This window comes from Geminocystis sp. M7585_C2015_104 (assembly GCA_015295805.1).
GTDB lineage: Bacteria > Cyanobacteriota > Cyanobacteriia > Cyanobacteriales > Cyanobacteriaceae > DVEF01.
On sequence record DVEF01000071.1, the window covers coordinates 1 to 24,246 of the forward strand.

Consider the following 24,246-nt stretch of genomic DNA (forward strand, 5'->3'; position numbering starts at 1 on the left):
ACTGTACACCGTCCTTACCCACAAAAACGGCAACGAGGAAGGGGAATTACAACCCATTCTAGACGGTCGAATTTATATCCCGGACCCCACCGCCTTTAACCCCAACAAACGTTGGATTAGGACTGACCTCAAGTGGTCTAATCTCAGATTTGCAAAGGCTTTCTTACGCCATCTTGTACTCCACATTTCTGCTATTGCCGTCGCCGAAAAGATTAGTGAAATTCACTGGTGTATCTCCTATCCCGCCGCTTTTTCCAAAACCGATAGAATGACCTTCCACCGCAGTTGGCAAGAAATCTGTGATACCCTGAGTCCAAAAACTGGCTTGGAGTATTCAGTACCACAAATAGATGATGAACGTCGTTTTTGTACAGAAAGTGTGGCCCTAGCCCAGTATTTCAACGACAAGGAAAAACACCCCCTGGTGCGTACCACCTGTATAGACATCGGCGGTGGCACATCTGATATATCCATATGGGAAAACAGGCGTATTGTGTACCAGTGTTCCCTCTCGGTGGCGGGTAAGAGTATCTTCTCCGAAATCCTCGCCCATAACCCCCCCTATGCCCAACAGCTTATGGAGGAATTCATACCGGGTGGGTGGCAAGAAGGTACTGACTTGTCCATAATGGCTAAAATAGATGTCGCCCTCCGTCACAAGGGAGAAGAATGGCTACATTCAAAACGGATTTATAAAAACAATGACCCCTACTTCCAACACCTAATGACTATTACTGCCATTGGCATAGCAGGTCTATACTACTATATAGGTCTGTGTCTTAAAGTACTACACGAACAGGGAAAATATTCCACTCCCCAAGTCACCCCGGTATATGTCGGCGGCAATGGTAGCCGTTTCTTCCACTGGCTTTCCCCCACCGGCATCTATGACAAAAATGCCGAACTCAACAGGCTACTCAGTTACATTTTGAGTAAAGCCTCGGGCTTTTCTGACACCCAAGAAAAAACCCAACTAAGTAGTCGCCCTAAACACGAGATAGCTGCCGGTTTAGTGGTTTCCCAAACCGAATTGGAAGGAATCACAGAGTATACCGACTTTGATGTCATCGCCGGGGAAGATTTCTATCTAGAATACCATGATGATAAGCAAGAATATAGGCTGGAAAAGGACTGGAAGTCTCGTCTCCACCTGGAAGGAACTATTACCAAAATGGATATACCTCGTCTTACCAATCTCAAAAACTTCCTCTACGAATTCCATGAGGGTTTAAGAAACTTGGGCATAGAAAGTCTACAACCCCTCCCCAAACACGACTACAGACACCAAAGGGGAGAAGATGCCAATGCCCAACTCTGGCGAGAAGTCTATCGCCATCTAGAGGACAAACTCCTAGACGTAAGAGGCGAAGCCAAAGATATCCGGGAGGCCACCCCCTTCATTATGGGTTTGAAATCCCTCCTACACATCCTGGGCAAACGTTGGGCTGACGCTTGGAGAGGATAATCCTATTCACCGTATCACAAATTCCGGAAACTGACATGCTTCCATCTAAATGTCCAGTTTGTGGCAGTCTCTTAATACCCGGGAAAACAAAATGTACTGTATGCCACTGGGACTTGACTGCCTATTCCCTTTCTAAACCGAAGGATATACTTAGAAAAGCCGAAACATGGGCTAGAATCGCCCTTAGTAAGCTCAATAAATATAAACTGGAGATGAGGCAATTGAAACAAAAAATGGCAGAATATAACCATGAATTACTCGAAAGAATTGCCCGCCTAGAAGACAGGGTGAAAAATCTGGAAGAAAGAATACAACTGCTAGAAAATGAAAAGGAAAATTCGGAGATAAAAACCCAGAATATATACCACTCCGAATTCATCGAGATAGAAACAGATACAGAGACCACTGAGGTAGTTGCAATCTCCTCACAATCCCCCCAAAAAAACAGTGCAGAATCCCGGGCAAAACCTGTTTCCATAAACCCCTATGAACAACAACTAATTGATTGTTACAACCAAAACCCCACCAGTCTCCAACAATATTCTTGCTCAGTAAATCTCACCAAAAGTACCTTGGAAAATATATATCTCAACCCGGGGGCCGAAATTATCTTTGAGCCTTCTAAGTTTGAGGAGTATCTAGTAGTAGAATTACCCAATAGTGAGTTCCGCTTACTCCCCCACTGGGAGCTGAAAATTAATACCAATATGAAGGCCATTATGCACATATTCCATATTCAAGGTGACCCCAAAAACAACAGGAAATTTAGAATAATAAAAACAGCAAAAGTAGTGCCGCATGAACAGGAAAAATGGCGCCTGGTTGAAAAAGGAATTCTGCAATTTCAATAGCCTCCGGAGGTATCTATGAAAAACAAATTCCTCACCCTGACCATCATTGGTGTACTAACAACAACCCATCCCTCACTCCCCCCCCATTTCACCACTATTTATGCCCATAACACTACTTTTTCCTTCTCCTACCAACAACAAAATTACCCCCACCCTAATCCCGCTCCAAATAATACTATAATTCCCCTTATAAATCTGTTTCTAAATATCCTTATATTAGGGTGTTTACTTTACTTATTACTCCTTCTGGCAGACCCGAGAGGGCCCTTGAGTTCTTTGATCAAATTAAACTTATTCAAGGGGGGAAGAATAAGCCGGGTATACTCCGAATTGTCTAAAGAAATAGGTCAGGTTGAGAGGAAAATAGAATTCCTGGCAGATAGGACACAGAAATTAGAGGAGACTAATGAGAAAATCCACGCAGAATTCAACAAAAAAATTGCGGAGATTCAGCTCTCACTCTCAGAAATGAGCAGCAAGATTATTCAGTTGAAAGAAGCAACAGATGTCGAACTGTCTTTGCTGCAGAGTGGCAATGAGGAGCTAAAAGGTACAACCAAAATACAATATGAATACAAAGAAATTCAAACTCAGACACCGCAAATCAGTCCACAAGAAGAATCGGAATACTCATCACTGTTAAAAGCCTACAGAGAAAACCCTAATAGTCTCTTCCACAATGCAATACAAGTGGCCCTCACTAAAGAAACAGTAGAGAAAATAATGACTGGCAGCTGGGGGGGAGTAGTAGAATTCCAGGAAGACCACCGCAGAGGAGACTATTATGTTGTAGGGGATGACATGGGCTCATTTTATCTATTCTTAAATCCCGACACACTTTTCAATGTCCAAACCCTGACAGACATAATAAACAAATCAAAAATATTTCAATTCAGAGAAGGCCCTAATAAGAGTTATATGGGGAAAGATATTACAATCATAAAACCGGCTTTGGTGAAACAGGAAAATCAATACTGGCGCCTGGTGGAATCGGGAGAAATTGAATTCCCTGTCCACTAGTCTCTGGTTTTAAAAGGTGGGTTGTAGAAGCTGTGGGTGTTTATAATTATAGACCCCTACTTGTGGCTCATATGGGGGGATGAGAATTGAAGTTAGCAATAACAAAACTTAACATTATGACAAGACTACTAGAGGGAAAATACTGTTACATTGTTGATATGTGTGTCTTACCCGGCGTCTATGACTCACAACAAGGGCAATCATAGACGTCAATGGCTACAAATTTTAACAAGAACGAACTAGTCAATAGGCAAAAAGTAGTAAGATTCTCCAATGAGTTTAACTAATTTTCCCTGGCTGACGACTATCATCCTCTTCCCGGTAATCGCCGCACTATTTGTTTGGCTAATCCCGGATAAAGAGGGCAAAACTGTTAGATGGTATGCCCTAGTAGTGGCTCTACTCGACTTTTTCCTTATAGTTTATGCCTTCTACATAGGATACGATTTAGATAATCCGGGTTTACAACTGGTAGAAAAATATACCTGGATCCCCGATTTAGACCTAAAATGGTCAGTGGCCGCCGATGGCCTGTCCATGCCTCTAATCCTCCTCACGGGATTCGTTACCACCTTAGCTATCATGGCGGCCTGGCCAGTCAGTTTCAAGCCAAAGCTATTCTACTTCCTCATGCTGGCCATGTACGGCGGACAAATTGCTGTCTTTGCCGTACAAGACATGTTACTCTTCTTCCTGGCATGGGAGTTGGAACTAGTCCCAGTATACCTGATCCTCTCCATCTGGGGGGGGCCTAAACGCCTCTACGCCGCCACTAAATTCATCCTTTACACCGCAGGGGGTTCTTTGTTTATACTTGTGGCCGGCTTGACCATGGCCTTTTACGGCGATACCACCACCTTCGACATGACGGCCATCGCCCAAAAACACTACCCCCTGAATCTTCAAATACTCCTATATGCCGGCTTCCTCGTCGCCTACGGTGTCAAACTCCCTATCTTCCCCCTCCACACCTGGCTGCCAGACGCCCACGGTGAAGCTACTGCCCCCGCTCACATGTTGCTGGCTGGTATTCTCCTTAAAATGGGGGGCTACGCCCTAATACGTATGAATGCGGCAATGCTACCGGATGCCCATGTGATTTTCGCCCCAGTGTTGATAATTCTGGGAGTGGTAAACATCATATATGCCGCCTTTACCTCTTTTGCTCAACGCAACCTGAAACGCAAAATTGCCTACTCCTCCATTTCCCACATGGGGTTTGTCCTAATTGGCATTGCCTCCTACACCGAAATCGGTATGAGTGGAGCTATGTTACAAATGATCTCCCACGGGTTGATTGGGGCCAGTCTCTTCTTCATGGTGGGAGCCACCTACGATCGCACTCACACTCTCATGTTGGACGAAATGGGTGGAGTGGGCCAAAAGATGAAAAAAATCTTCGCCATGTGGACTGCCTGCTGTCTTGCCTCCCTCGCCCTACCCGGCATGAGTGGCTTTGTGGCGGAATTGATGGTCTTCATAGGCATGGCCACCAGTGATGCCTATAGTCTTACCTTCAAACTGGTAGTGATTCTCCTGGCGGCCGTCGGCGTCATCCTCACCCCCATCTACCTGTTATCCATGTTACGGGAAATGCTCTACGGCCCAGAAAATCCCGAGTTAGTAGCCCATACTCACCTCATTGATGCCGAACCCCGCGAGGTGTTCATTATCGCCTGTCTGCTAGTCCCAGTTATAGGTATTGGCTTGTATCCCAAGTCAGTTACAGCCATCTACGAGGCCACCACTGACCAGGTAACCGCCTTCATTCGCCAGGCAGTTCCCACCTTGAAATCAGCGGCCACTGCCTCCCTCTTCCCAAACACACCCCTCAAAGCACCTGCCATTAGGTAAACCCAAAAAACTTCCCCGCCCGCTTGGGGTGGGGATAAGACAAGCCCGTGGGGTATAGCTTCCCCTAATCAGAAGGAAAAAGTAGTCCTGATGGTTCCAATCACCAGGGGATCATTCCTGTTGTCGTTTCCCGGCTTTGTGACTATTATCACTCCGGGAGTAATACTTATGTTGTCGTTTATAGGATACTGGTAGAAGGCCTCCACATGAATAGAAGAATTCTCTCCCCCTAGTCTTTCCCCGTTTACTCTGATATTACTTTTTGTCTGCCAGGGGGGCATCCCCACAATAATACCCCCTAAACTTCCCTCTTTGAACAAGTCCGGAAACCCCAGTGTTACTGCCCAATACCAAAAATCAGAAGTACCCCTCCCTATTGTGATATTCCCATCGTCGTAGGAGGTAAGGGTTTTCACCTTGGAATACCCTCCCCATCCCCCTATCACAAAGTTGTCTGCCAACCGCCATGACATGGTGAGAGAGTAGCTGTTGTAGGAAGCCCTCAACGAGTCCTCGCTAGGGGCTAAAATATTACTGAATTTGCCACTGATTTTCGCTATTTCTGGTACGTTATACCCATGTCCATAGGTAAACGCAATGGCAAAATCCTCGTTGGGATAGTAACCTAACTGACCTGTAATCCCATATGGGCCATTAAATAAGCCCTCCCCCTTCCTGGGTGAAGCCGCCGAAAATGCTAGATACCCCACACTCAACTTCCACTTATCCCAGTTTCCCTTAAAGCCTATACCCGTGCCCGGGGGGTGATAGTAGATGTAATTGCGGGTGCCAAATTTAGACAAGGCCGCGCTAGCGCCATCCCCGTCTAAAAGGCTTATAGTTTCAGTAAAGTCTTCTACCGCACCCCCAGTCCCCTCCAGCCATACGCTCATATTATCAGTAACAGGAAACCTGTAATATAAAACCTCCACCGCCACCTTGTTGTTATTTGGTTGGCTAAAGGCTAAAGTCGCCTGGCTAGTTTCTGCCGTCTCCGCCAAGTCGGGGAAATTCCCTGTTGTCAAACGAGTATAGAGTAAATCCTTGCCAGTAAAGCTCGTATTCAATTCCAACCGGGTGCGATGCCCAAATACAGGCACCTTTTCAATGTTCTCACTTCCCCCACTCTTCTGCCCGTTGAGAATACTTGCCAGCCCAAATACAGCTTGTCCTGTTAGTTTGGTGGTGGTGGAAAACTGATTGCCCTCCAGAAAAGCTACCCTGCCTTCTAACTTGTCAACTTTTCCCTGTAAAGCTGCCAACTCTGCCTCAAACTCCCTCAACAGTCTCTTCAGTCTATCCAAATCATCTGCCGGCAGTGTGCCCCCTTGTGCTTGTAAACGCTCTATTGCTTGCATACATGCGTTCAAACCCGCCGCAAACTCATTGCGACTTATCGCCCTGTTGCCTCTGAAAGTCCTGTCCGGGTATCCTACAATACATCCATATCTCTCCACCAGATTCCTTAAGGCCTCAAAGGCCCAGTCTGTCGGCGACACATCCCTCAACTGCGACGCTGATGTTACCTGGGGTAGCTGTTGTTTATTCTGGTTGTATTCCTCCAACCTGTCTAATATTTCCAAAACTTCTGGACTACCCCATGCCACCCCACCATTCAATAATACTGTATTCAGTAATACTGTTCCCACTCCTGCAAAACAGACCTTTATAATGCCACTACTTTTCATATTTGTCTCCGTTCCTCCTTCACAAATTTTTCATTTCTTCCATTTAACCAATTTTTCGCCAGCCTCTACCAATTTTCCTGATTTTTTCCTTTTTGCCCCTGATTTCTTGTTCAAATATTCCCACATTTGCGTTTTTTTTCGCTAGGATAATATCATGGCGGCAGGCAAAAGGACTGCCAAAACACTCGTGTTGACAAAGATTTTATTGAAACTAAGAGTCAACAACAGGGAAAAAGAGGAGCAGAGAGAGAGGAGAAAAAAGGAGATGTGAAATAAAGAAAGTTAAACAAGGAAAGCAGATGGGAAGGGCGCGGGGGGAAAAATAAGAAAGAAGCCGAGAAAAGCAGGAATAAAAAATAAGGAGGAAAAAGATAAAAAAACTCCTACAGCCGGATTTGGAAACTAAAAAAATGAAGTTAAAAATTAAATAAAATTTAAATAGGTTGGTCGCCAATTGAGGCCTACAGAATATAATAAAATAATAAAAGTGTATGAAAATATATCTCGAACATTGACAACATACCTCGTTGAAAAAATTGTAAAATAATTGTTATAAGAACTTTTAGTGGAGTGTGATTAATACAACTCACCGAACTCTCAAGAAGCTCTGGATTACTATCAAACTCGAAATACGGTTTCCAGGAGCATATAAATTAATCCAAAGACCAGTTGATGAAACAAGGCATGGGGCGCTGCCGTTAGACTTATTTAATAACACCTCATGACTCGCCATGACAGGCTCAAAATAGATAAAATGTAATTTTTTCAAAAATAAATACGCTGGAACAACTTTCGAGAGGGAAACAAGGATATCATTTTTTTATTTTGAAACGCTGTAAATAACTTTTAATTAAATAAATGTTCTGATTACAGAGAATAAACAAGTTTTTGAGTGGGAGGAAAAAGAGATAAATTCCAGAGTAAGGTTGAAGAATTCAAACGAATCAGCAATTTTACCTGGAGGTGGTATGAGAATAAGTTTACCTGTTGTTAGAGGGTATAAAATGACTTATAGAGAGATAAGATTTGACCACAAAGGAGAGAAAAAAAGGAAATATAGCAGGTTTCTGGGAGAGAAAGTACTTGCGAACCTGCGAGAAGCAGATAAAGCTATAGGGATTTGCAACAATTAGGAATTTAAAAAGTTTACTAACCCTAAACAAAAAAATGAATAAGGACATGAAGAAGTGCTTTGATTTTGATGACCTATGCTAGCTGGATATTGGGAGAGTGGATGAGAAAAAAGTATTTGTTATTTGTGATAAAGACGGGGGAATAAAAAGATGTTCAGGGGCATTTTGACTGTTAACAAGGAGTATAAGGGCAGATAAGAAGGGGGAAGAGCTTTTAGGGGGTAATAGGGGAGGTTTTTGAAATTGGCTATCAAGGAGGTTTTGATGTCCGAAAAGTCCAAACTCCGGCTAAAGACCTTGACAAAAAGACATATTCTGGGATAGAACTGGGGGAGGGTGTATGACAGCGGCAGGCGAGGGTACTGCCAAAGTGCTTGGCGTAAAAGAAAAAGCACATTTGCTAAAATACTGCAACTAACTCGATAAAAGAGAAAGTCTAGCCTGGTACTCAGCTTCTAAGTGAATGAGATGGAGAGGAATTTGAAGAGACTGGGATATGCGGAGACAGTCCTCGTACTCGGGCTGGACATTGAGAATTTCACCGTTATGATAGGCGATTTTTACACGGACATCGCCAAATTTAGTTTTAACAGAAACAATTTGTCGCTCGAGGACAGCACGGGTTTGGATTTGACGACGAATGCCAAGGGTGGTAGTATGTCCAAATAAGAAATTCTCGCAGATGTTAATCTTATCCAGCTCACAGATAACGGTAAGAAGAGTGCCAAGACGGTTTTTCTTCATGGCAACAGGCTGTTGGAATACATCCAAGGCCCCCAATCGCAACAACTCCGTGGCTACATGGGCGAGAATTTGAGGATTACAGTCGTCAATCTGAGTTTCCAATACGGCAACTTCTTCAAGTAAGGGGGAAGTGGCCGTTTCCCCTAACCAAAGCCTTAAAATATTGGGAAGGGGTAAATCTAGACTGCCTGCGCCTAAACCAATTTTAGTAATTTTCATGGCAGGCGGCGGTCCAAAATCCACAGCCAGGGTGGTGACAATGGCAGCGCCAGTGGGGGTTACCAATTCTCTCTCAATGCCATTACTATATACTGGCACTTGACGGTCTTGAAACATCTGTAGTACAGCTGGCACGGGCACAGGAAGGGTACCATGAGAAGTCACCACGGTGCCACCCCCAACGGGGAGAGGCGAACAGTATAGTCTTTCCACCCCCAGATAGTCTAACCCAATACAAGTACCCACTATGTCCACAATGGCATCGACAGCCCCTACCTCATGAAAGTGTACCTTCTCCACAGTGGTGCCATGGACTTTCGCCTCCGCCACCGCTAAATGCCTAAAAATCTCTATACTCTTCTCCTTGACGGCAGGGGGTAAACCACTGTTGTCAATAATTTCCGCTATGTCGGCAAAATGACGATGAGGACGCCTTTGACTGGAAAAAACCTCCACGTGAATTTTTGTGGCTAGTTGACCATTTTTTAACACCCCTTCTTGCCGTAACTCAAATTCATCCCTTATTGTCAACAGTGCCAGTTTATCACTTAGATACGCAAAAGGCACACCCGCCGACACCAACGCCCCCAAAAACATGTCCCCCGCCACCCCAGTGGCACACTGCAAATAGGCAATTCTACTCATTTTCCTTCCCTCCAAACCATTCCACAGTCCTATATACCCCAATAACCCCACTATAGCTTCTACTCCCAGAACTATTTTAAAAACTAATACATCCCCCAAGATATTTATAACCCTATATTATTGACATTCGCCGGACTCCCCACCTAAAATAGCCATAGAATAAAAATAATAATATAAGACAAAAAGATAGACATAAGTCTATGATTATTGGTCAAAGGAGGTCAAATGCCAAATTTTTCCCGTAGGAACTTCCTGAGGACTGCTGGTATAACCGCGGGTGCTGTTTTACTCAAGGGCTGTTTGGGAAATCCACCAGGGGAGAATCAGGCCAACACCAACAACCCCACTAACACTGCCGCCACTAATCCCAGTCCAGAAGTCCGTCCGGAAACCACCACCATCAGACTGGGCTATATTCCCATTGTGGAATCTGCCCCTCTAATCATAGCCAAGGAGAAGGGCTTCTTTGCCAAATATGGCATGACGGACGTGGTATTATCCAAACAGGCCAACTGGGCCTCTGCCAGGGATAATGTCACTATCGGTTCAGAAGGCGGCGGCATAGACGGTGGACAATGGCAAATGCCTATGCCCCATCTCATCAGCGAGGGCATTATCACCAATGGGAATAAAGTGCCTATGTATGTTCTAGCACAACTTAGCACCCAGGGCAACGGCATTGCCATAGCTCGCACCCACTCAGGCAAAGGATTACATTTGAACTGCAAAAATGCCGCCGAGTATGTGAAAAATTTTGCAAAAACCAATGGACGTAAATTCAAGGCGGCCTATACCTTCCCCAATGCTAACCAAGACTTTTGGATTCGTTATTGGTTTGCCGCCGGTGGTGTCCACCCCGACAAGGATGTTGATCTGTTGGCCGTGCCCCCCGCTGAAACTGTACAGGGGATGCGCAACGGCACTATGGACGCCTTTAGTACGGGAGATCCCTGGCCCTATCGTATTATCACCGAAGATATTGGCCACATGGCTGCCCTCACCGCCCAAATCTGGCCCTACCACCCCGAAGAATATCTGGCCATCCGCGCCGATTGGGTAGATAAACATCCTAAGGCTACTAAGGCCATTCTCAAGGCCGTTATGGAAGCCCAGCAGTGGTGTGACAACCCCAACAACCGTGCCGAATTGATCAGTATCGTCAGTGGGCGCAACTATTTTAATATTCCTGCTGATGTACTTACTCCCCCCTATCAGGGTAAGTACATTATGGGAGACGGCCAAACGGAAGTCAATGACTTTAAAAAAGGCCCCCTTTACTGGAAAGACGAACGAGGGAGTGTCTCCTATCCCTACAAAAGCCATGACTTGTGGTTTTTAACCGAAACTCTGCGTTGGGGGTTCCACAAGGGCAAAATCAACGACTTCGACCAAATCAAAAAGATTATCGACAGAGTAAATAGGGAGGAGCTGTGGCGCGAAGCGGCGGCCGAGGCTGGTTTTACCGCTGACATCCCCCCCACCACCTCTCGGGGCATAGAAACCTTTTTTGACGGCAAAGTGTTTGACCCCGAAAACCCCGAGGCCTATCTCAAGAGCCTAGAAATTAAAAATATCTAAGTCGCTGTTCTAGCTTTTTTTCCTTTCTTTGACTATTCAAAAAAAAAAAAAACAAGGAGAATGTTATGGCCAATTACCTCAGAGTATCTAGTGGCAGAAACGGCAACAATATCATAATTAGTCTCTGGAAAAAATACAGGGACGACCTCCTCCCCCCACTGCTGGGCATTGCCTCCTTTCTTCTGTTGTGGGAAGTGGTCTCCAAGTTTCCAGGAATGCGTTTGCCCGGCCCTAGTAGCCTGTTTACAGATGAACGCACCAGAACACTATTATTGTACCCCTTTTACGACCGTGGGGGTCTGGACAAGGGCTTATTCTGGCAAACCCTAGCCAGTCTGGGACGTGTAGCCCAGGGGTACTCACTGGCGGCGGTGGTGGGCATTAGCACAGGAATTCTCGTGGGCACCAACCCCTTCCTCGACAAGGCTCTTGATCCTATTTTCCAATTTCTCCGAATGGTCGCCCCTCTTGCCTGGGTGCCCATTGCCCTGGTTGCCCTACAGAAAAACCAACCTGCCGCCATCTTTGTCATATTCATCACTGCCGTCTGGCCCATCCTAATCAATACCAAGGAGGGGGTCAAACAAATTCCCCAAGACTACATCAATGTTAAAAGGGTACTGCGACTGTCAAAACAAAAGTTCTTCCTAAAAATCCTCATCCCCTCCGCCCTACCCTACATCTTCACCGGTCTGAGAATAGGAATAGGACTGGCCTGGCTAGCAATCATCGCCGCTGAGATCGTAATGTCCGGAATTGTAGGAATCGGCTTCTTTATCTGGGATGCCTACCAGCAAAACTACATTAGTGAAATCATCTTGGCAGTAATCTACATCGGCGCAGTGGGTCTCCTTTTGGACAGAGGAATCGCCTTTCTGCAAAAACTCATTGCCCCCCAACAGTAACCCCACAACAGGAGGCAGGAACTATGGCACTGTTCGTAGCTGTAGACAACGTAGAAAAAGTATTCCCCAGCACCGGCGGCGGAGAATATTTAGCCCTTAAGGGGATTAACTTAGAAATCAAAAAAGGTGAATTCATCTCCCTCATAGGACACTCCGGCTGCGGTAAGTCCACCCTTCTGAATATAATCGCTGGCTTGGAATTGCCAAGCAAAGGGGTTGTTACCCTCTCCGGGAAGCCAGTAAAAGAACCGGGCCCCGAAAGGATGGTAATATTCCAAAGTTACTGTCTCCTCCCATGGCTGACAGTGCGTCAAAACATCGCCCTGGCAGTAGACGAGGTGATGAAAGACTACTCGGCGGCAGAAAAAAGAGAAATAGTAGAAGAACATATCCGCCTTGTGGGCCTAAGTCATGCCAGTGACAAATACCCCGGCCAACTATCCGGGGGCATGAAACAAAGAGTGGCTATAGCCAGGGCTTTGGCCATTCGTCCACAACTGCTACTGTTAGACGAGCCCTTTGGTGCCCTGGATGCCCTCACCCGCGGCAATCTTCAGGAACAGTTGATGAATCTTTGCACCCGTCATCAAATCACCGCCGTAATGGTAACCCATGACGTGGATGAGGCGGTTTTCCTGTCTGACCGCATTGTGATGTTAACCAATGGCCCCGGGGCTCAAATCGGTGGAATCCTCGAGGTGGAAATCCCTCGCCCCCGTCAGAGAATGGAACTAGTAAAACACCCCAGTTACTACAGTCTTAGAAGTGAAATCATCTACTTCCTTAACCGCCAAAAACAAATTAAAAAACTACGAGCCCAAAAACACACCGTTATCAGTCGTCATGGCCTTGAAAAAATTAACCTTCAAATCGGTTTTGTGCCCCTGACGGCCTGTGCTCCCCTGGTTATTGCTAAGGAAAAAGGTTTTTTTGCTAAACATGGTCTGGAGGAGGTTACTCTTGTCAGGGAAAGTAGCTGGCGTGGCATTGTAGATGGCATTGTGGGGGGTTATCTGGATGCGGCACAAATGCCCGCCGGAATGCCTGCCTGGCTGACCATTGGTGGCCACCAGGGGAAACCGACCCCTGTGGTGACTGCCCTCACCATGACTAGAAATGGCAATGCTATCACCCTAGGAAAAAGTTTTTATGAAAAGGGGATATTCGACGGCAAGGCATTGAAAAGATTTCTCCTAGAATCGGCAGCCGCAACCCATACCTTTGGTATAGTACACCCGAGTTCCATGCACAATCTACTCTTGCGCTATTGGCTGGCCGCCCAGGGAATTGATCCAGACTACCACGTTCGTCTCCAAACTATTCCCCCCGCCCAAATGGTAGCAGACTTAAAATCCGGAATAATTGACGGTTTCTGTGTGGGCGAACCCTGGAATCTTCGTGCCGCTCTTGAAGGCATTGGCTTTACCGTGGCCACCGACTTGGAACTGTGGGATGGACACCCCGGCAAGGTCCTAGGAGTCCGCGAAGACTGGGCCAATGCCTACCCCAACACCCACATCGCACTGGTAAAGGCACTTCTTTCCGCCTGCCAATTCTGTGCCCAGCCGGAAAACCATGAGGAAATCCGAAAAATTCTGGCTCAGCGCCACTATCTGGCCACCAAAATAGAATACATCCAATTGGGAGACCCCCTTAACTATACCTGTAATCTTAATCCCCCCGTCCAGTATGCCCACCACCTCTTTTTCGGCGATGGTGTTAACCGCCCCAGTCGCACCGAGTGTTTGTGGATGATTACACAAATGGCACGCTGGGGAGACATTCCCTTCCCCCGCAACTGGATGGAAATTCTCGAACGTGTCTGTCGGGTGAGTGTATATAGCACCGCCTGTCGCGAACTGGGATTGAGTAATTTGAAATACCGCCGACAACCCATCTGTCTTATGGATGGTGTTTTCTTCGACGGAGAAGATCCCATCGCCTACCTCAACAGTTTGACCATAAAACGAAACATCACCATGGCAGAAATTCACCTGGATAACACCGTTTCACTCGCTATGTAGAGGGAGCAGATTATGGAAACTTATAGAAGAAGGGAAATCGTTAAAAAGATGGAAAAACAACTACAGTTCGACTTTTTCTTGACCATTGATAACGTTTCCAAAGTTTATCCCACCCCCAAAGGCCCCCTGACCGTTTTAAAGGACGTTAACCTCATAGTCAATGAAGGCGAGTTTGTCTGCATCATCGGACACTCGGGGTGTGGCAAGTCTACACTCCTAAACATGGTTGCCGGATTCACAAGCCCCACTAAAGGCGCAGTATACTTGAAAGGTAAAAAAATTACAGAACCGGGGCCGGATAGAATGGTAGTATTTCAGAATTATGCCCTTTTGCCTTGGTTAACGGTATTTGAAAATGTATATCTAGCAGTAGATGCCGTATACCCGGACAAGAGGGAGGCCGAAAAAAGAGCCATAGTCCGGGAACACTTGGCTCTGGTAGGACTGAGTGATGCCGCCAACAAGAAACCTCCCCAAATTTCCGGGGGTATGCGACAAAGAACCTCTATTGCCCGAGCCCTGGCTATCCGCCCCGAAGTGCTTATCCTCGACGAACCCTTTGGCGCTCTGGATCCTATCACCAAGGAAGAACTACAAGAAGAGCTACTCAATATCTGGCAAGAACACCGTTGTACTGTTTTAATGATTACCCATGATATTGATGAAGCCCTATTTCTGGCTGACCGTATAGTCATGATGACCAATGGGCCAGAGGCCACCATCGGCGAAATCGTTTCTGTGCCCTTTTCTCGCCCCAGAATCCGCGATATTATAATGGAGGACCCCCAGTACTACGAATTGCGCAACTACGTCCTAGACTTCCTCTACAACCGCTATGCCCATGAGGATGTGGCCTAGTAGCTTAGCAAAATGTTAAAAAGTATTAAGAAAATGAAGCACAGGGGGACTTAATATCGCAAAATAATCAGCGGAGAGATGTTAAGCCTCTCATTGTTAAAGCAAATCCTCAGAAAGGCCCTAAAGGCTGAGTATGAGAAACAAATATCCACACCTGACAAAAAATTCAGGAAATTTCTAATCCAACCAATACGGGCTTGACCAGTTTTCTGGTTTAATAAATAAGCAGTATTTAAAAACTTGTTTGGAGGAATCCCTAAATGAGTATCGTCACGAAAGCTATCGTGAATGCGGACGCCGAGGCTCGTTATCTCAGCCCCGGTGAATTGGACAGAATCAAAGCTTTTGTAAACTCCGGCGAAGCCCGTCTCCGCATCGCCGAAACCCTCACTGGCGCCCGTGAGCGCATTGTTAAAGAGGCCGGCGATCGTCTCTTCCAAAAACGCCCTGACATCGTATCCCCTGGTGGCAATGCCTATGGCGAAGAAATGACCGCCACCTGCCTGCGGGATATGGACTACTACTTACGTCTGATCACCTACGGGATCGTAGCGGGCGATGTAACCCCCATCGAAGAAATCGGCTTGATAGGGGTAAAAGAAATGTACAAGTCCCTGGGCACTGACATCGGCGCTGTGGCCCAAAGCGTACGCGAGATGAAAGAAGTGGCTATGTCCCTGCTCTCCCCCGAAGATGCCGCTGAGGCAGCAACTTACTTCGACTATGTAATCGGGGCCATGCAGTAAGCCCAATTTTTAGCCCCATCTCTTGTTATCCTCTGAAAAAGTAACCCATAAAGCTATCACCCTCATCTTCTAAAGTCCACTAAGAAATTAAGGAAACAACAATGCAAGACGCAATCACCGCCGTAATCAACTCTGCTGACGTTCAAGGCAAATACCTGGACGCTAACGCCATCCAAAAACTGAAAAACTATTTCCAAAGCGGCGCCCTCCGTGTTCGTGCCGCCAGCATCATCAGCGCTAATGCCGCTAACATCGTAAAAGAGGCTGTAGCTAAGTCCCTGCTATACTCTGATGTAACTCGCCCCGGCGGCAACATGTACACCACCCGTCGCTATGCCGCCTGCATCCGCGACTTGGACTACTTCCTCCGCTATGCTACCTATGCCATGCTGGCTGGCGATCCCTCTATCCTCGATGAAAGAGTATTAAATGGCTTGAAGGAAACCTATAACTCCCTCGGCGTGCCCATCAGCTCCACCGTCCAAGCCATCCAAGCCATGAAAGAAGTCACCGCCAGTTTGGTAGGTGCCGAAGCCGGCAAGGAAATGGGTGTTTACTTCGACTACATCTGCTCCGGCTTGAGCTAATGGCTGTGTAGTCCAGTTGCAAGAGATTAGACTTTAACCGGTAGGGTTAGGATGGTCTGGAGTGAGTGCTATTTTGATCCGACCTATGACGGGGCTGGCTCAATTTAGCATTGACTCTCGACTCCTAACCGTTGTGTTTGCCAGTGCTACAGTTTGAAATGGGTTATAATAAACAAAGAATAATACATAGGGATTGCCGCTAAGGAGTGTGAGAGCATGAGAATGTTCAAAATTACGGCCTGTGTGCCAAGTCAAACCAGGATTAGAACTCAAAGAGAACTGCAAAATACCTATTTCACCAAGTTAGTTCCCTACGATAACTGGTTTCAAGAGCAACAAAGAATCCAAAAAATGGGCGGCAAGATTCTTAAGGTTCAACTGGCCACTGGCCGTCCCGGAATCAATACTGGCTTATTATAATAATGGGATAATCTGGTCATTCCCCCCCATATTAGATTTTCTGTCTGAGGGCGTGGGCGTGTCATCATGCGCCCTTTCTTGTTTGCCAAATTTTCCAACCCCCCACACACAGGGTGATATTACCGATAAGGGTTGTTAGGGCCTGAAGGGTAACTAGCCACTCCCAGGATGGACTATTGTCAAATAAATGCCAGGTTATGGCACACATGGCACTAACTAAGGCTGGCAGCATACCCAAGGCTAACCAGTACCAACTGGGATCTCTCGTAACTTCTCCGTAACGCCACACAAACCAAATTGCGGCTATCCACTCCACAACACTGCAAACATGAACTATCCAAGTGGGGAGAGAAAGTGCGTGCATTATACCTCCTTGGGGATGTGTTCTTGTCGAGGTTATAATATACAGGATGTTTAGTTGTCGAGCCCAGCAGACTATAACATTATAATGACGGGAACAAGAGAAGTCCAACCCAAGTTGATCATACATGGTGGTGCTGGCAGTGCCCTCAAAAGTAAGGGGGATTTAGCAGTAGTCCGTCAAGAGCTCCACCAAATTGTACAACAGGTATATGATTTATTACTGGCAGGGGAATCCGCTACTGTGGCGGTGGTGCACGGTTGTAAGCTGTTGGAAGATAATCCCCGTTTCAATGCAGGCACCGGCTCGGTACTACAAGCCGATGGACAAATACGCATGAGTGCTTCTCTGATGGACGGAGAAAAGCAGAGGTTTAGTGGTGTAATCAATGTCTCTAGGGTAAAAAACCCCATCGAGTTGGCTTATTTTCTCCAATCTGATGAAGATAGAGTCTTGTCTGACTACGGTAGTGCCCAGTTGGCAAGGGAATTACAATTGCCAGTATATGATCCCCTCACGGATTTGCGTTTACAGGAGTGGATAGAGGAGAGGAAGAATAATTTTGCCAAGAAAATGGCAGGGGTAATTGCGGAAACCCAAAAGACATCAGATGACAGAGATAACGCTAGAAGGGGCACTATTGGCGTGGTGGCTTTGGATAAACAAGGAAGAATAAGTGCAGGCACTTCCACTGGTGGCAAAGGTTTAGAGAGAATTGGCAGGGTAAGTGACTCGGCTATGCCTGCCGGCAATTACGCTAATCCCTTTGCCGGTGTAAGTTGTACTGGCATTGGCGAAGATATTATTGACGAGTGCCTGGCAGCCAAGGTGGTAATCCGTGTCACTGACGGCCTATCCCTGTTTGAGGCAATGGAGAAATCCATGAAGGAGGCAAAGGCTAATGGCAGAGACTTGGGCGCCATAGCCATAGACTACCGCGGTAGTATAGCTTTTGGCAAGACTAGTGATATCTTACTAGCAGCGTACCACGATGGGACAGCCATAGGGGACAGTCTGCAATGGCCGGATGAGGGTAAACTAGTTTTCGGAGTCTGACTGGAGGTAGTCAAACCAGAGATTTAATGTCTTCAGTTGTTCACTAGGTTTCAGGGCGCCCAATCCCTTAACTATCACCTTATTCTTGGCATAGACGAAACCACTGCGCAGGTGGGGGGGTAGTTTCTCTGATAGCTTTTGCCAAGCCGGCTCCTGCATTGGAGTTTCTAGTACTACATTTTGTTTTCCTTCTGGTTTGATTCTGGAAAAACCTAGGGATTTGGCCTTAAGTTTCAATTGTGCTACTTCTAGTAGTTGTTGAGCCACATCGGGGATTGGCCCATATCTATCCCGCCACTCAGCTTCTATTTGTTTAATTTCTTTTTGTGAGGTAACAGAGGCAATTGCCCTGTAGGCAGACATTTTCTGTTCCAAGTCGGGGATATAGGAGTTGGGAATAAGGGCAGTGAGCTTCAAATCGATTTGGGTATCCTCCACCATGGGGATTTCTTGCCCTTGCACTTCATTAATGGCCTCTCGTAACATTTCTGTGTACAGGTCAAAGCCTATTGCCTGCATATGCCCGGATTGTTCAGCGCCAAACAGATTGCCCACCCCCCGGATTTCCATATCCCGCATGGCTAAATAATAGCCTGAGCCCAGTTGGGAAAACTCCTGCAGGGCAAAGATTCTCAGGCGGGCGGTGTCAGAGAGGGTTTCGTCATTGGGATACAGCAGCCAGGCATAGGCCTGAATCCCTGCACGTCCCACCCTCCCCCGTAACTGGTACAACTGGGCTAGGCCGAAACGATGTGCCGATTCTATAATTATGGTGTTCACTCGGGGAATATCCAAACCGGACTCGATAATAGTAGTACACAGTAGTAAATCGGCTTCCCCATTGTTAAAGGCTAACATAGTGGTTTCCAGTTGCCCCTCCTCCATTTGTCCATGGGCTATGGCTATTCTTAAACTGGGCAACATTTCTAGTAACATGGCTGCGGTTTTCTCTATCTCTTCGATGCGGGGCACCACATAAAATATCTGTCCTCCTCTGTCCAACTCGTTGCGAATGGCAGTGCGGATGACTTCTGGATGGAAGGGGAGAATTTGGGTTTTAATGGGTCGACGATTGGGTGGTGGGGTTAAGATCAAACTCATATCCCTCACCCCAGAGATAGACATATAAAGGGTGCGGGGAATAGGGGTGGCTGAGAGGGTTAACACATCCACTTCTGTTTTCATGGCCTTGATTTTCTCCTTATGATTAACCCCAAATCTTTGCTCTTCATCTACCACTAATAGCCCCAAATTCTTGAACTTAATTTTATCGCTCAACAACAGGTGTGTTCCCACTACAACATCCAATTCTCCTGTGGCTAATTTCTGGATTATTTCTTTCCTTTCTGCCGGGCTTCTAAAGCGATTTAACAGGCCCACATTAATGGGGTAAGGGGCAAATCTTTCTACTAAAGTCTGATAATGTTGTTGAGATAAAATCGTCGTCGGCGCCAGGAAAACCACTTGTTTGTTAGCCGCAGTTACCACCTTAAAAATTGCCCTAATTGCCACCTCGGTTTTGCCGAAACCCACATCCCCACAGATAAGTCTATCCATGGGGCGGTCACTTTCTAAATCTCTTTTTACCTCTTGAATTGCCTTCAATTGATCGGGAGTTGGTTGGTAGGGAAAAGACTCTTCTAATTCTATTTGCCAAGGAGTGTCTGGGGGACAAGGAGTCTTTCTCAATTGACTTCTGGTGCTGTACAATTTCACCAGGTCAAAAGCCAGTTTTTTAAGAGATTTTTTGACTTTGTTTTTAGTATTTTGCCATTCCCTCCCTGACATCTTATGCAATTGTGGCGGCTTGGTGTCGGGAGAGCGATAACGACTTATTAAATCTAGGCTGTCTGCCGGAACTCTTAACAGTCCATCCGCATATCTAATAACTAAATATTCCCTCCCTTCAAAGGTTTCTAGTCCTATAAATTGACCTATTCCATGGTATTTGTGAACAACATAATCATTGGGTTTTAACTTGTCTAAGTCAACCTGTTTGGAAGCAGCCCTTCTCCTTTTCCGAATATAGGTGGGAGTAGCTAAACTATGTTGTCCATAAATTTCCCTGTCCGTGATGACGGCAAGGCGAAAAGTAGGCAGGATAAATCCCTCTAATTCCGCTTGTCCAGAATATTTCAAAGCTACACAAATGCCCTGTCTTTGCAGAGAATCAATAGTGCCAAAATCGAGGGGATTGGCCACAAACTGGGCGGGGCAATCGTGTTCTTTTATTAAGGAAACAGTTCGAGAAGGCTGGGCAGAGATTAACCACTTGTTGTATCTACTCAGATTTATGTTTTCGTCAATTTCTCTTTTTCCCCTTAAAAACTCCGCGGCTTTAGCAATTTGGTGGGGAGAAACAGGAAAAGCCCTGGTGGATATATCAAAGATAGGGATTGAGGAAATAGGGGAATTTAAAGCCACCTCCGAAAGGAATATTTTTAGGTGTTTACTTTTGTCCAAACATTCGGAAAAGTTGCGATGAATTTTGGGAAGGGTCGTGTTTTTATCTGCTAATAAATCATTGGCTAATTGCCAGTCTTTTTCCGCCTGATTAAACCAAACACTACTATGAGCAACACAGTGTTCCAGTTCGTCAATGGCCAAAATGGTGTTGGAGGGCAAATAGTCCAGTATATCCGCCACCCGCCCATCAAAGGCAACTTTTAAAAAGCGTGTCAGGGGAGCTTTTATAACATTTGTGTAATTTAAATTATCACAATTTACCAGCTTTTCCCACTCCTCGGCTGTCAAATAGGGTTTGAGGGCATCGGGGGGGGGAAGATGTTGAGCAATGATGGTATCCCAGTGTACGGGGGTAATGGTAAACTGTTTTATGGAATCTAGACTACGTTGAGAGGAAGGATCGAACTCTCTAATTTCTTCCAACTGGTCACCAAACCATTCTAAACGAAGAGGGAGTTCAGCAGAAACGGGGAAAATGTCCACTAGGTTGCCTCTGACGGCCCATTGCCCCTCTCTTTCCACCATTGTGGTACGCTCATAGCCCAGGGAAGTCAAAATCCGACCAATCTCTCCACCCTCAAAAGTCATGCCCTTTCCCAACTGGAGGCAATACTTCTTAAAGATTTCGGGGGGAGGCAGATGTGGTTGCAATCCCATTTCTGTGGTAACCATAGCCCAGGGGGTGGGGTTGGTTTCTGCCACTAGACTAGCCAGGGTTTGTAATTGCCCCCACACCATTTCCGACTCGGGGGTGAATGTCTCATAGAAGGTGGCAGAGGAGGTGGGGTAGAAGAATATCTGTTTCCAGCCCATCAATTCTAAACAGGCTGCCCAACGGGCTGCCTCTTCCAGGGTGGCGCATACTACCAGAAGATTATGATTGAGTTTCTGTCCTAGGGCAGAGGTTATAAGACTCTTTGGGAGACGAGTTGCACCCTTTAAAGATAATCCTCCGGCGGCTTGTAACTTTTCCAGTAACTCTTCTGCTATAGGGGAGCGACTGATACTGCGAACTACAGATTGTAGGGACATTACCGCAAAAGGTGCTCTAACTTTGGGCTATGTGGGCTATGGTATCACAGATGGGGGGTTAAACCAGAAAGAAAACTAATGCCACCCATGACACGGGGGCGTCTGCCCGGTTCGCGTCATTGGCGGCCAGTCAGTGGACATCTACGCACTCATGACAATGACAGAGGCGAACCATTAGAGGCTGGCACTAAACAAGGGTACGCTCCCTGTCATGGTTTATTGTTTGACAAATAGGCCAATGGCCTCTATTCCTTCTTATCTTTCTCCTTGTCCTTATTGTCCTTACCGAGGATACCGTACTTGCGGAGGAAACGGTCAACTCTTCCCTCGGTGTCAATGATTTTCTGAGTGCCAGTGTAGAAGGGGTGGTTACCGGACCAAACCTCCACATGGATTTCCGGTTTGGTGGAACCGACACGCATTACTTCTTTACCTTCACAGAATACTCTAGCATCGGGATACCATTGGGGATGGATTCCTTCTTTAGGCATAACAACAACCTCCCTTTGGAAATAAAAACAAACCAGTTAACGTTTAGAGTATTGAGGAGCCTTACGAGCCTTCTTCAAACCGTATTTCTTACGCTCTTTGGCACGGGGATCACGGGTTAGGTAACCCTCTGCTTTTAGGGGTTGACGGTATTCTGGGTCTATTTGACAAAGGGCTCTGGCCACACCCAGTTTAACGGCATCGGCTTGCCCCGTCAAACCCCCGCCATGGGCCTTGACGATAATGTCATATTCGGATTCCAAGCCCAAGGTTTCGAGGGGGGCCTTTATATTTTGAACGTAACCGGGGATGTTTTGAAAATACTCCTCTGCCGGGCGATTATTGATGGTCACCTTGCCATTCCCGGGCACCAGACGGACTCTGGCGACGGCAGTCTTGCGACGGCCAGTGCCCATGTACACTACCTCGTTAGACATTGCTAATTACCTCCTGTGTTAGTATCAATCTTCAACACTTCTGGTTTTTGTGCCTGGTGGGGGTGGTTAGGTCCGGCATACACTTTAAGTTTTGTAAACAGTCTTCTGCCAAGTCTATTTTTGGGCAACATTCCCTTGACGGCCAATTCAATGATTCTTTCGGGGATGCGTTTTTGCAGGTGGGCAAAAGATTCCACCTTCATGCCACCAGGGCGTCCGGAGTGACGACGATATAGTTTTTGCTGGGGTTTTTTACCGGTGACTACTACTTTTTCCGCATTGACTACGATGACATAGTCACCAGTATCTAGGTGTGGGGTATAAATAGGCTTATTCTTGCCCCTAAGGATTTTAGCAATCTCGGAGGCAAGTCTGCCAAGACGCATTCCGGCGGCGTCCACCACATACCATTTTTTTTCTATACTGTCTAGGGATGGAACTACAGTCTTATTCATTTTCCTGCTACCGTTGTTCAACTGAATGTAAAAAGACTATTAAAGGAAAGCAAGGCGTTGTCATAGGTTTGGTGAGAAAAGGGCATTTGTGGGTAACCTACTTTTAACAGACATAATCCCTTGGCGGGGGCGGAGTATTTGACCATATCCCGACGGCCGTTTTTCCAAATATCGTAAAATTCCGAGAGGGATTTTTTGCCCGCCCCCACTTCCACTAGCATCCCCACCATTAGTCTTACCATGCCATACAAAAAGCCACTGGCCTGAATCTCGATGTTGATCAAGTCCTCCCCATATCTTTCACAGTGCACCTGTTGCACCTCCAGCATGGAGTGGGTGCGAGGGGAACCTGCCCTACGGAAGGCGGAGAAATCGTGGAGACCTAACATGGGCTCCAGTGCCTGCTGCATGAGGTGTTCATCCAGTGGCCTATAATAGTAGTGCCAGGTAAAGGGGTTTAGGAAAATATTAGGGAATTTGCCTGTGTATATAGTATAACGATAACGACGGTAGGAGGCGGAGAAACAGGCATGCCAGTGGGGGGGGACTTCTGCCGAGGCTAAGACGAGCACGTCATCTGGAAGATACTCTTTCAGCACCTTGGCCCAAGCCTCTGGGGGAATGCTAGAGGACACATCAAAATGGGCCACTTGGCCAGCGGCATGTACTCCCGCATCGGTTCTTCCCGCGCCCACCAAGTTCACCGGATGGCCTACCACTTGGGCGATGGCCTTTTCCATTTCCTCCTGGACACATCTACACCCCGGTTGTTTTTGCCAACCGTGGAAGTGTGTTCCCAAGTACTGAATAAGGAGGGCTATTCTCTTTTGGGGGTTATCCCTCATGAATGCCGTTTAAATCAGCTCAATAATAGCCATTTCGGCATTATCACCTCTACGGTTCTTGGTGCGCAAAACCCGGGTATAGCCGCCGTTGCGGTCTCCATAACGTTCCTGTACTTTAGCAAAGACCTCATGAACCAAATGTTCATCATAGATGTAACCGAGGGCACGACGACGGGCGGCCAGGGTGCCCTCTTTGGCCAAGGTAATCATTTTTTCCACGGTGCTTCGTAGGGCCTTTGCCCGCGCCAGGGTAGTAACCAGACGTCCCTCTCGCAACAGCTGGGTGGTTAGGGCTCGGAGAAGGGCCTTGCGCTGGTCAGCCGGGCGGCCTAACTTTGGCACCTTACGACGGTGACGCATACAATAAC

General features: G+C 46.6%; 22 protein-coding genes. 13 read left to right on the forward strand and 9 right to left on the reverse strand.

The window, feature by feature from the left end; translation table 11 throughout:
- The 4 genes from IGQ44_08460 to IGQ44_08475 form a co-directional block, all read left to right on the forward strand.
- Nucleotides 1–1,465, forward strand: a 1,465-nt coding sequence (locus IGQ44_08460; protein ID HIK38007.1) for a hypothetical protein, incomplete at its 5' end; no start/stop codon positions are given.
- A 35-nt stretch (nt 1,466–1,500) separates the two neighbouring features.
- On the forward strand, nt 1,501–2,316 hold the full coding sequence (locus IGQ44_08465; GenBank protein HIK38008.1) for a hypothetical protein: 816 nt from the start codon (nt 1,501–1,503) through the stop codon (nt 2,314–2,316).
- A gap of 267 nt (nt 2,317–2,583) precedes the next feature.
- Nucleotides 2,584–3,336: a hypothetical protein gene (locus IGQ44_08470; protein ID HIK38009.1), complete on the forward strand. Its 753-nt coding sequence runs from the start codon at nt 2,584–2,586 to the stop codon at nt 3,334–3,336.
- 273 nt (nt 3,337–3,609) lie between these two features.
- Complete coding sequence (locus IGQ44_08475; GenBank protein HIK38010.1) at nt 3,610–5,190, forward strand: NAD(P)H-quinone oxidoreductase subunit 4; 1,581 nt, start codon at nt 3,610–3,612, stop codon at nt 5,188–5,190.
- Nucleotides 5,191–5,258: 68 nt separating this feature from the next.
- Here IGQ44_08475 and IGQ44_08480 read toward each other — a convergent pair whose 3' ends face one another.
- Nucleotides 5,259–6,878 (reverse strand): carbohydrate porin, encoded by a 1,620-nt coding sequence (locus tag IGQ44_08480; GenBank protein HIK38011.1) that lies wholly within the window; start codon nt 6,876–6,878, stop codon nt 5,259–5,261.
- A gap of 1,547 nt (nt 6,879–8,425) precedes the next feature.
- Nucleotides 8,426–9,619: a nickel pincer cofactor biosynthesis protein LarC gene (gene larC / locus IGQ44_08485; protein HIK38012.1), complete on the reverse strand. Its 1,194-nt coding sequence runs from the start codon at nt 9,617–9,619 to the stop codon at nt 8,426–8,428.
- 225 nt (nt 9,620–9,844) lie between these two features.
- Between larC and IGQ44_08490 the strand changes: the two genes are divergently transcribed.
- From IGQ44_08490 to IGQ44_08520, 7 genes are all read left to right on the forward strand, one after another.
- Complete coding sequence (locus IGQ44_08490) at nt 9,845–11,197, forward strand: ABC transporter substrate-binding protein (protein HIK38013.1); 1,353 nt, start codon at nt 9,845–9,847, stop codon at nt 11,195–11,197.
- 65 nt (nt 11,198–11,262) lie between these two features.
- Nucleotides 11,263–12,102: a nitrate ABC transporter permease gene (gene ntrB / locus IGQ44_08495; GenBank protein ID HIK38014.1), complete on the forward strand. Its 840-nt coding sequence runs from the start codon at nt 11,263–11,265 to the stop codon at nt 12,100–12,102.
- Between the two features lie 23 nt (nt 12,103–12,125).
- Nucleotides 12,126–14,126 carry an ABC transporter substrate-binding protein gene (locus tag IGQ44_08500; protein ID HIK38015.1) on the forward strand — a complete coding sequence of 667 codons (2,001 nt, stop codon included), beginning with the start codon at nt 12,126–12,128 and terminating at the stop codon, nt 14,124–14,126.
- Between the two features lie 12 nt (nt 14,127–14,138).
- Complete coding sequence (locus IGQ44_08505) at nt 14,139–14,984, forward strand: ATP-binding cassette domain-containing protein (GenBank protein HIK38016.1); 846 nt, start codon at nt 14,139–14,141, stop codon at nt 14,982–14,984.
- 260 nt (nt 14,985–15,244) lie between these two features.
- Complete coding sequence (locus tag IGQ44_08510; protein ID HIK38017.1) at nt 15,245–15,730, forward strand: allophycocyanin; 486 nt, start codon at nt 15,245–15,247, stop codon at nt 15,728–15,730.
- A 101-nt stretch (nt 15,731–15,831) separates the two neighbouring features.
- Nucleotides 15,832–16,317, forward strand: a complete 486-nt coding sequence (gene apcB / locus IGQ44_08515; GenBank protein HIK38018.1) for an allophycocyanin subunit beta — start codon at nt 15,832–15,834, stop codon at nt 16,315–16,317.
- 216 nt (nt 16,318–16,533) lie between these two features.
- The gene (locus IGQ44_08520) at nt 16,534–16,737 is read left to right on the forward strand and encodes a phycobilisome linker polypeptide (GenBank protein ID HIK38019.1); all 204 of its coding nucleotides are present in this window, start codon (nt 16,534–16,536) and stop codon (nt 16,735–16,737) included.
- A 64-nt stretch (nt 16,738–16,801) separates the two neighbouring features.
- Here IGQ44_08520 and IGQ44_08525 read toward each other — a convergent pair whose 3' ends face one another.
- Nucleotides 16,802–17,101 carry a DUF2499 domain-containing protein gene (locus tag IGQ44_08525; GenBank protein HIK38020.1) on the reverse strand — a complete coding sequence of 100 codons (300 nt, stop codon included), beginning with the start codon at nt 17,099–17,101 and terminating at the stop codon, nt 16,802–16,804.
- 84 nt (nt 17,102–17,185) lie between these two features.
- On the opposite strand from IGQ44_08525, the gene IGQ44_08530 reads away from it, so the two are divergent.
- Entirely contained in the window at nt 17,186–18,154 is a 969-nt protein-coding gene (locus IGQ44_08530) for an isoaspartyl peptidase/L-asparaginase (protein ID HIK38021.1), read from the forward strand.
- Here the strand turns inward: IGQ44_08530 and mfd are convergent.
- Nucleotides 18,137–21,652, reverse strand: a complete 3,516-nt coding sequence (gene mfd / locus IGQ44_08535) for a transcription-repair coupling factor (protein HIK38022.1) — start codon at nt 21,650–21,652, stop codon at nt 18,137–18,139. The genes IGQ44_08530 and mfd overlap by 18 nt on opposite strands.
- A gap of 78 nt (nt 21,653–21,730) precedes the next feature.
- Between mfd and IGQ44_08540 the strand changes: the two genes are divergently transcribed.
- Nucleotides 21,731–21,886: a hypothetical protein gene (locus IGQ44_08540; GenBank protein HIK38023.1), complete on the forward strand. Its 156-nt coding sequence runs from the start codon at nt 21,731–21,733 to the stop codon at nt 21,884–21,886.
- Between the two features lie 11 nt (nt 21,887–21,897).
- On the opposite strand, the gene rpmE is transcribed toward IGQ44_08540, so the two are convergent.
- Genes rpmE through rplQ form a run of 5 tightly spaced genes read right to left on the reverse strand, consistent with a single transcriptional unit; the run spans nt 21,898 to nt 24,238 of the window.
- A complete protein-coding gene (rpmE, locus tag IGQ44_08545) occupies nt 21,898–22,143 on the reverse strand; it encodes a 50S ribosomal protein L31 (GenBank protein ID HIK38024.1) in 246 nt (81 codons plus the stop codon).
- Between the two features lie 36 nt (nt 22,144–22,179).
- The gene (rpsI, locus tag IGQ44_08550) at nt 22,180–22,578 is read right to left on the reverse strand and encodes a 30S ribosomal protein S9 (GenBank protein HIK38025.1); all 399 of its coding nucleotides are present in this window, start codon (nt 22,576–22,578) and stop codon (nt 22,180–22,182) included.
- 2 nt (nt 22,579–22,580) lie between these two features.
- A complete protein-coding gene (gene rplM / locus IGQ44_08555; protein ID HIK38026.1) occupies nt 22,581–23,033 on the reverse strand; it encodes a 50S ribosomal protein L13 in 453 nt (150 codons plus the stop codon).
- 17 nt (nt 23,034–23,050) lie between these two features.
- On the reverse strand, nt 23,051–23,878 hold the full coding sequence (gene truA / locus IGQ44_08560; GenBank protein ID HIK38027.1) for a tRNA pseudouridine(38-40) synthase TruA: 828 nt from the start codon (nt 23,876–23,878) through the stop codon (nt 23,051–23,053).
- A gap of 9 nt (nt 23,879–23,887) precedes the next feature.
- Complete coding sequence (rplQ, locus tag IGQ44_08565) at nt 23,888–24,238, reverse strand: 50S ribosomal protein L17 (protein HIK38028.1); 351 nt, start codon at nt 24,236–24,238, stop codon at nt 23,888–23,890.
- Between the last annotated feature and the right edge of the window lie 8 nt (nt 24,239–24,246).

Bases quoted from the DNA above. Each gene is read 5' to 3' on its own strand.
- IGQ44_08465 (HIK38008.1), top strand. From the start codon at position 1,501: ATGCTTCCATCTAAATGTCCAGTTTGTGGCAGTCTCTTAATACCCGGG.
- IGQ44_08475 (HIK38010.1), top strand. From the start codon at position 3,610: ATGAGTTTAACTAATTTTCCCTGGCTGACGACTATCATCCTCTTCCCG.
- IGQ44_08480 (HIK38011.1), bottom strand. From the start codon at position 6,878: ATGAAAAGTAGTGGCATTATAAAGGTCTGTTTTGCAGGAGTGGGAACA.
- larC (HIK38012.1), bottom strand. From the start codon at position 9,619: ATGAGTAGAATTGCCTATTTGCAGTGTGCCACTGGGGTGGCGGGGGAC.
- IGQ44_08490 (HIK38013.1), top strand. From the start codon at position 9,845: ATGCCAAATTTTTCCCGTAGGAACTTCCTGAGGACTGCTGGTATAACC.
- ntrB (HIK38014.1), top strand. From the start codon at position 11,263: ATGGCCAATTACCTCAGAGTATCTAGTGGCAGAAACGGCAACAATATC.
- IGQ44_08500 (HIK38015.1), top strand. From the start codon at position 12,126: ATGGCACTGTTCGTAGCTGTAGACAACGTAGAAAAAGTATTCCCCAGC.
- IGQ44_08505 (HIK38016.1), top strand. From the start codon at position 14,139: ATGGAAACTTATAGAAGAAGGGAAATCGTTAAAAAGATGGAAAAACAA.
- IGQ44_08510 (HIK38017.1), top strand. From the start codon at position 15,245: ATGAGTATCGTCACGAAAGCTATCGTGAATGCGGACGCCGAGGCTCGT.
- apcB (HIK38018.1), top strand. From the start codon at position 15,832: ATGCAAGACGCAATCACCGCCGTAATCAACTCTGCTGACGTTCAAGGC.
- IGQ44_08520 (HIK38019.1), top strand. From the start codon at position 16,534: ATGAGAATGTTCAAAATTACGGCCTGTGTGCCAAGTCAAACCAGGATT.
- IGQ44_08525 (HIK38020.1), bottom strand. From the start codon at position 17,101: ATGCACGCACTTTCTCTCCCCACTTGGATAGTTCATGTTTGCAGTGTT.
- IGQ44_08530 (HIK38021.1), top strand. From the start codon at position 17,186: ATGACGGGAACAAGAGAAGTCCAACCCAAGTTGATCATACATGGTGGT.
- mfd (HIK38022.1), bottom strand. From the start codon at position 21,652: ATGTCCCTACAATCTGTAGTTCGCAGTATCAGTCGCTCCCCTATAGCA.
- IGQ44_08540 (HIK38023.1), top strand. From the start codon at position 21,731: ATGCCACCCATGACACGGGGGCGTCTGCCCGGTTCGCGTCATTGGCGG.
- rpmE (HIK38024.1), bottom strand. From the start codon at position 22,143: ATGCCTAAAGAAGGAATCCATCCCCAATGGTATCCCGATGCTAGAGTA.
- rpsI (HIK38025.1), bottom strand. From the start codon at position 22,578: ATGTCTAACGAGGTAGTGTACATGGGCACTGGCCGTCGCAAGACTGCC.
- rplM (HIK38026.1), bottom strand. From the start codon at position 23,033: ATGAATAAGACTGTAGTTCCATCCCTAGACAGTATAGAAAAAAAATGG.
- truA (HIK38027.1), bottom strand. From the start codon at position 23,878: ATGAGGGATAACCCCCAAAAGAGAATAGCCCTCCTTATTCAGTACTTG.
- rplQ (HIK38028.1), bottom strand. From the start codon at position 24,238: ATGCGTCACCGTCGTAAGGTGCCAAAGTTAGGCCGCCCGGCTGACCAG.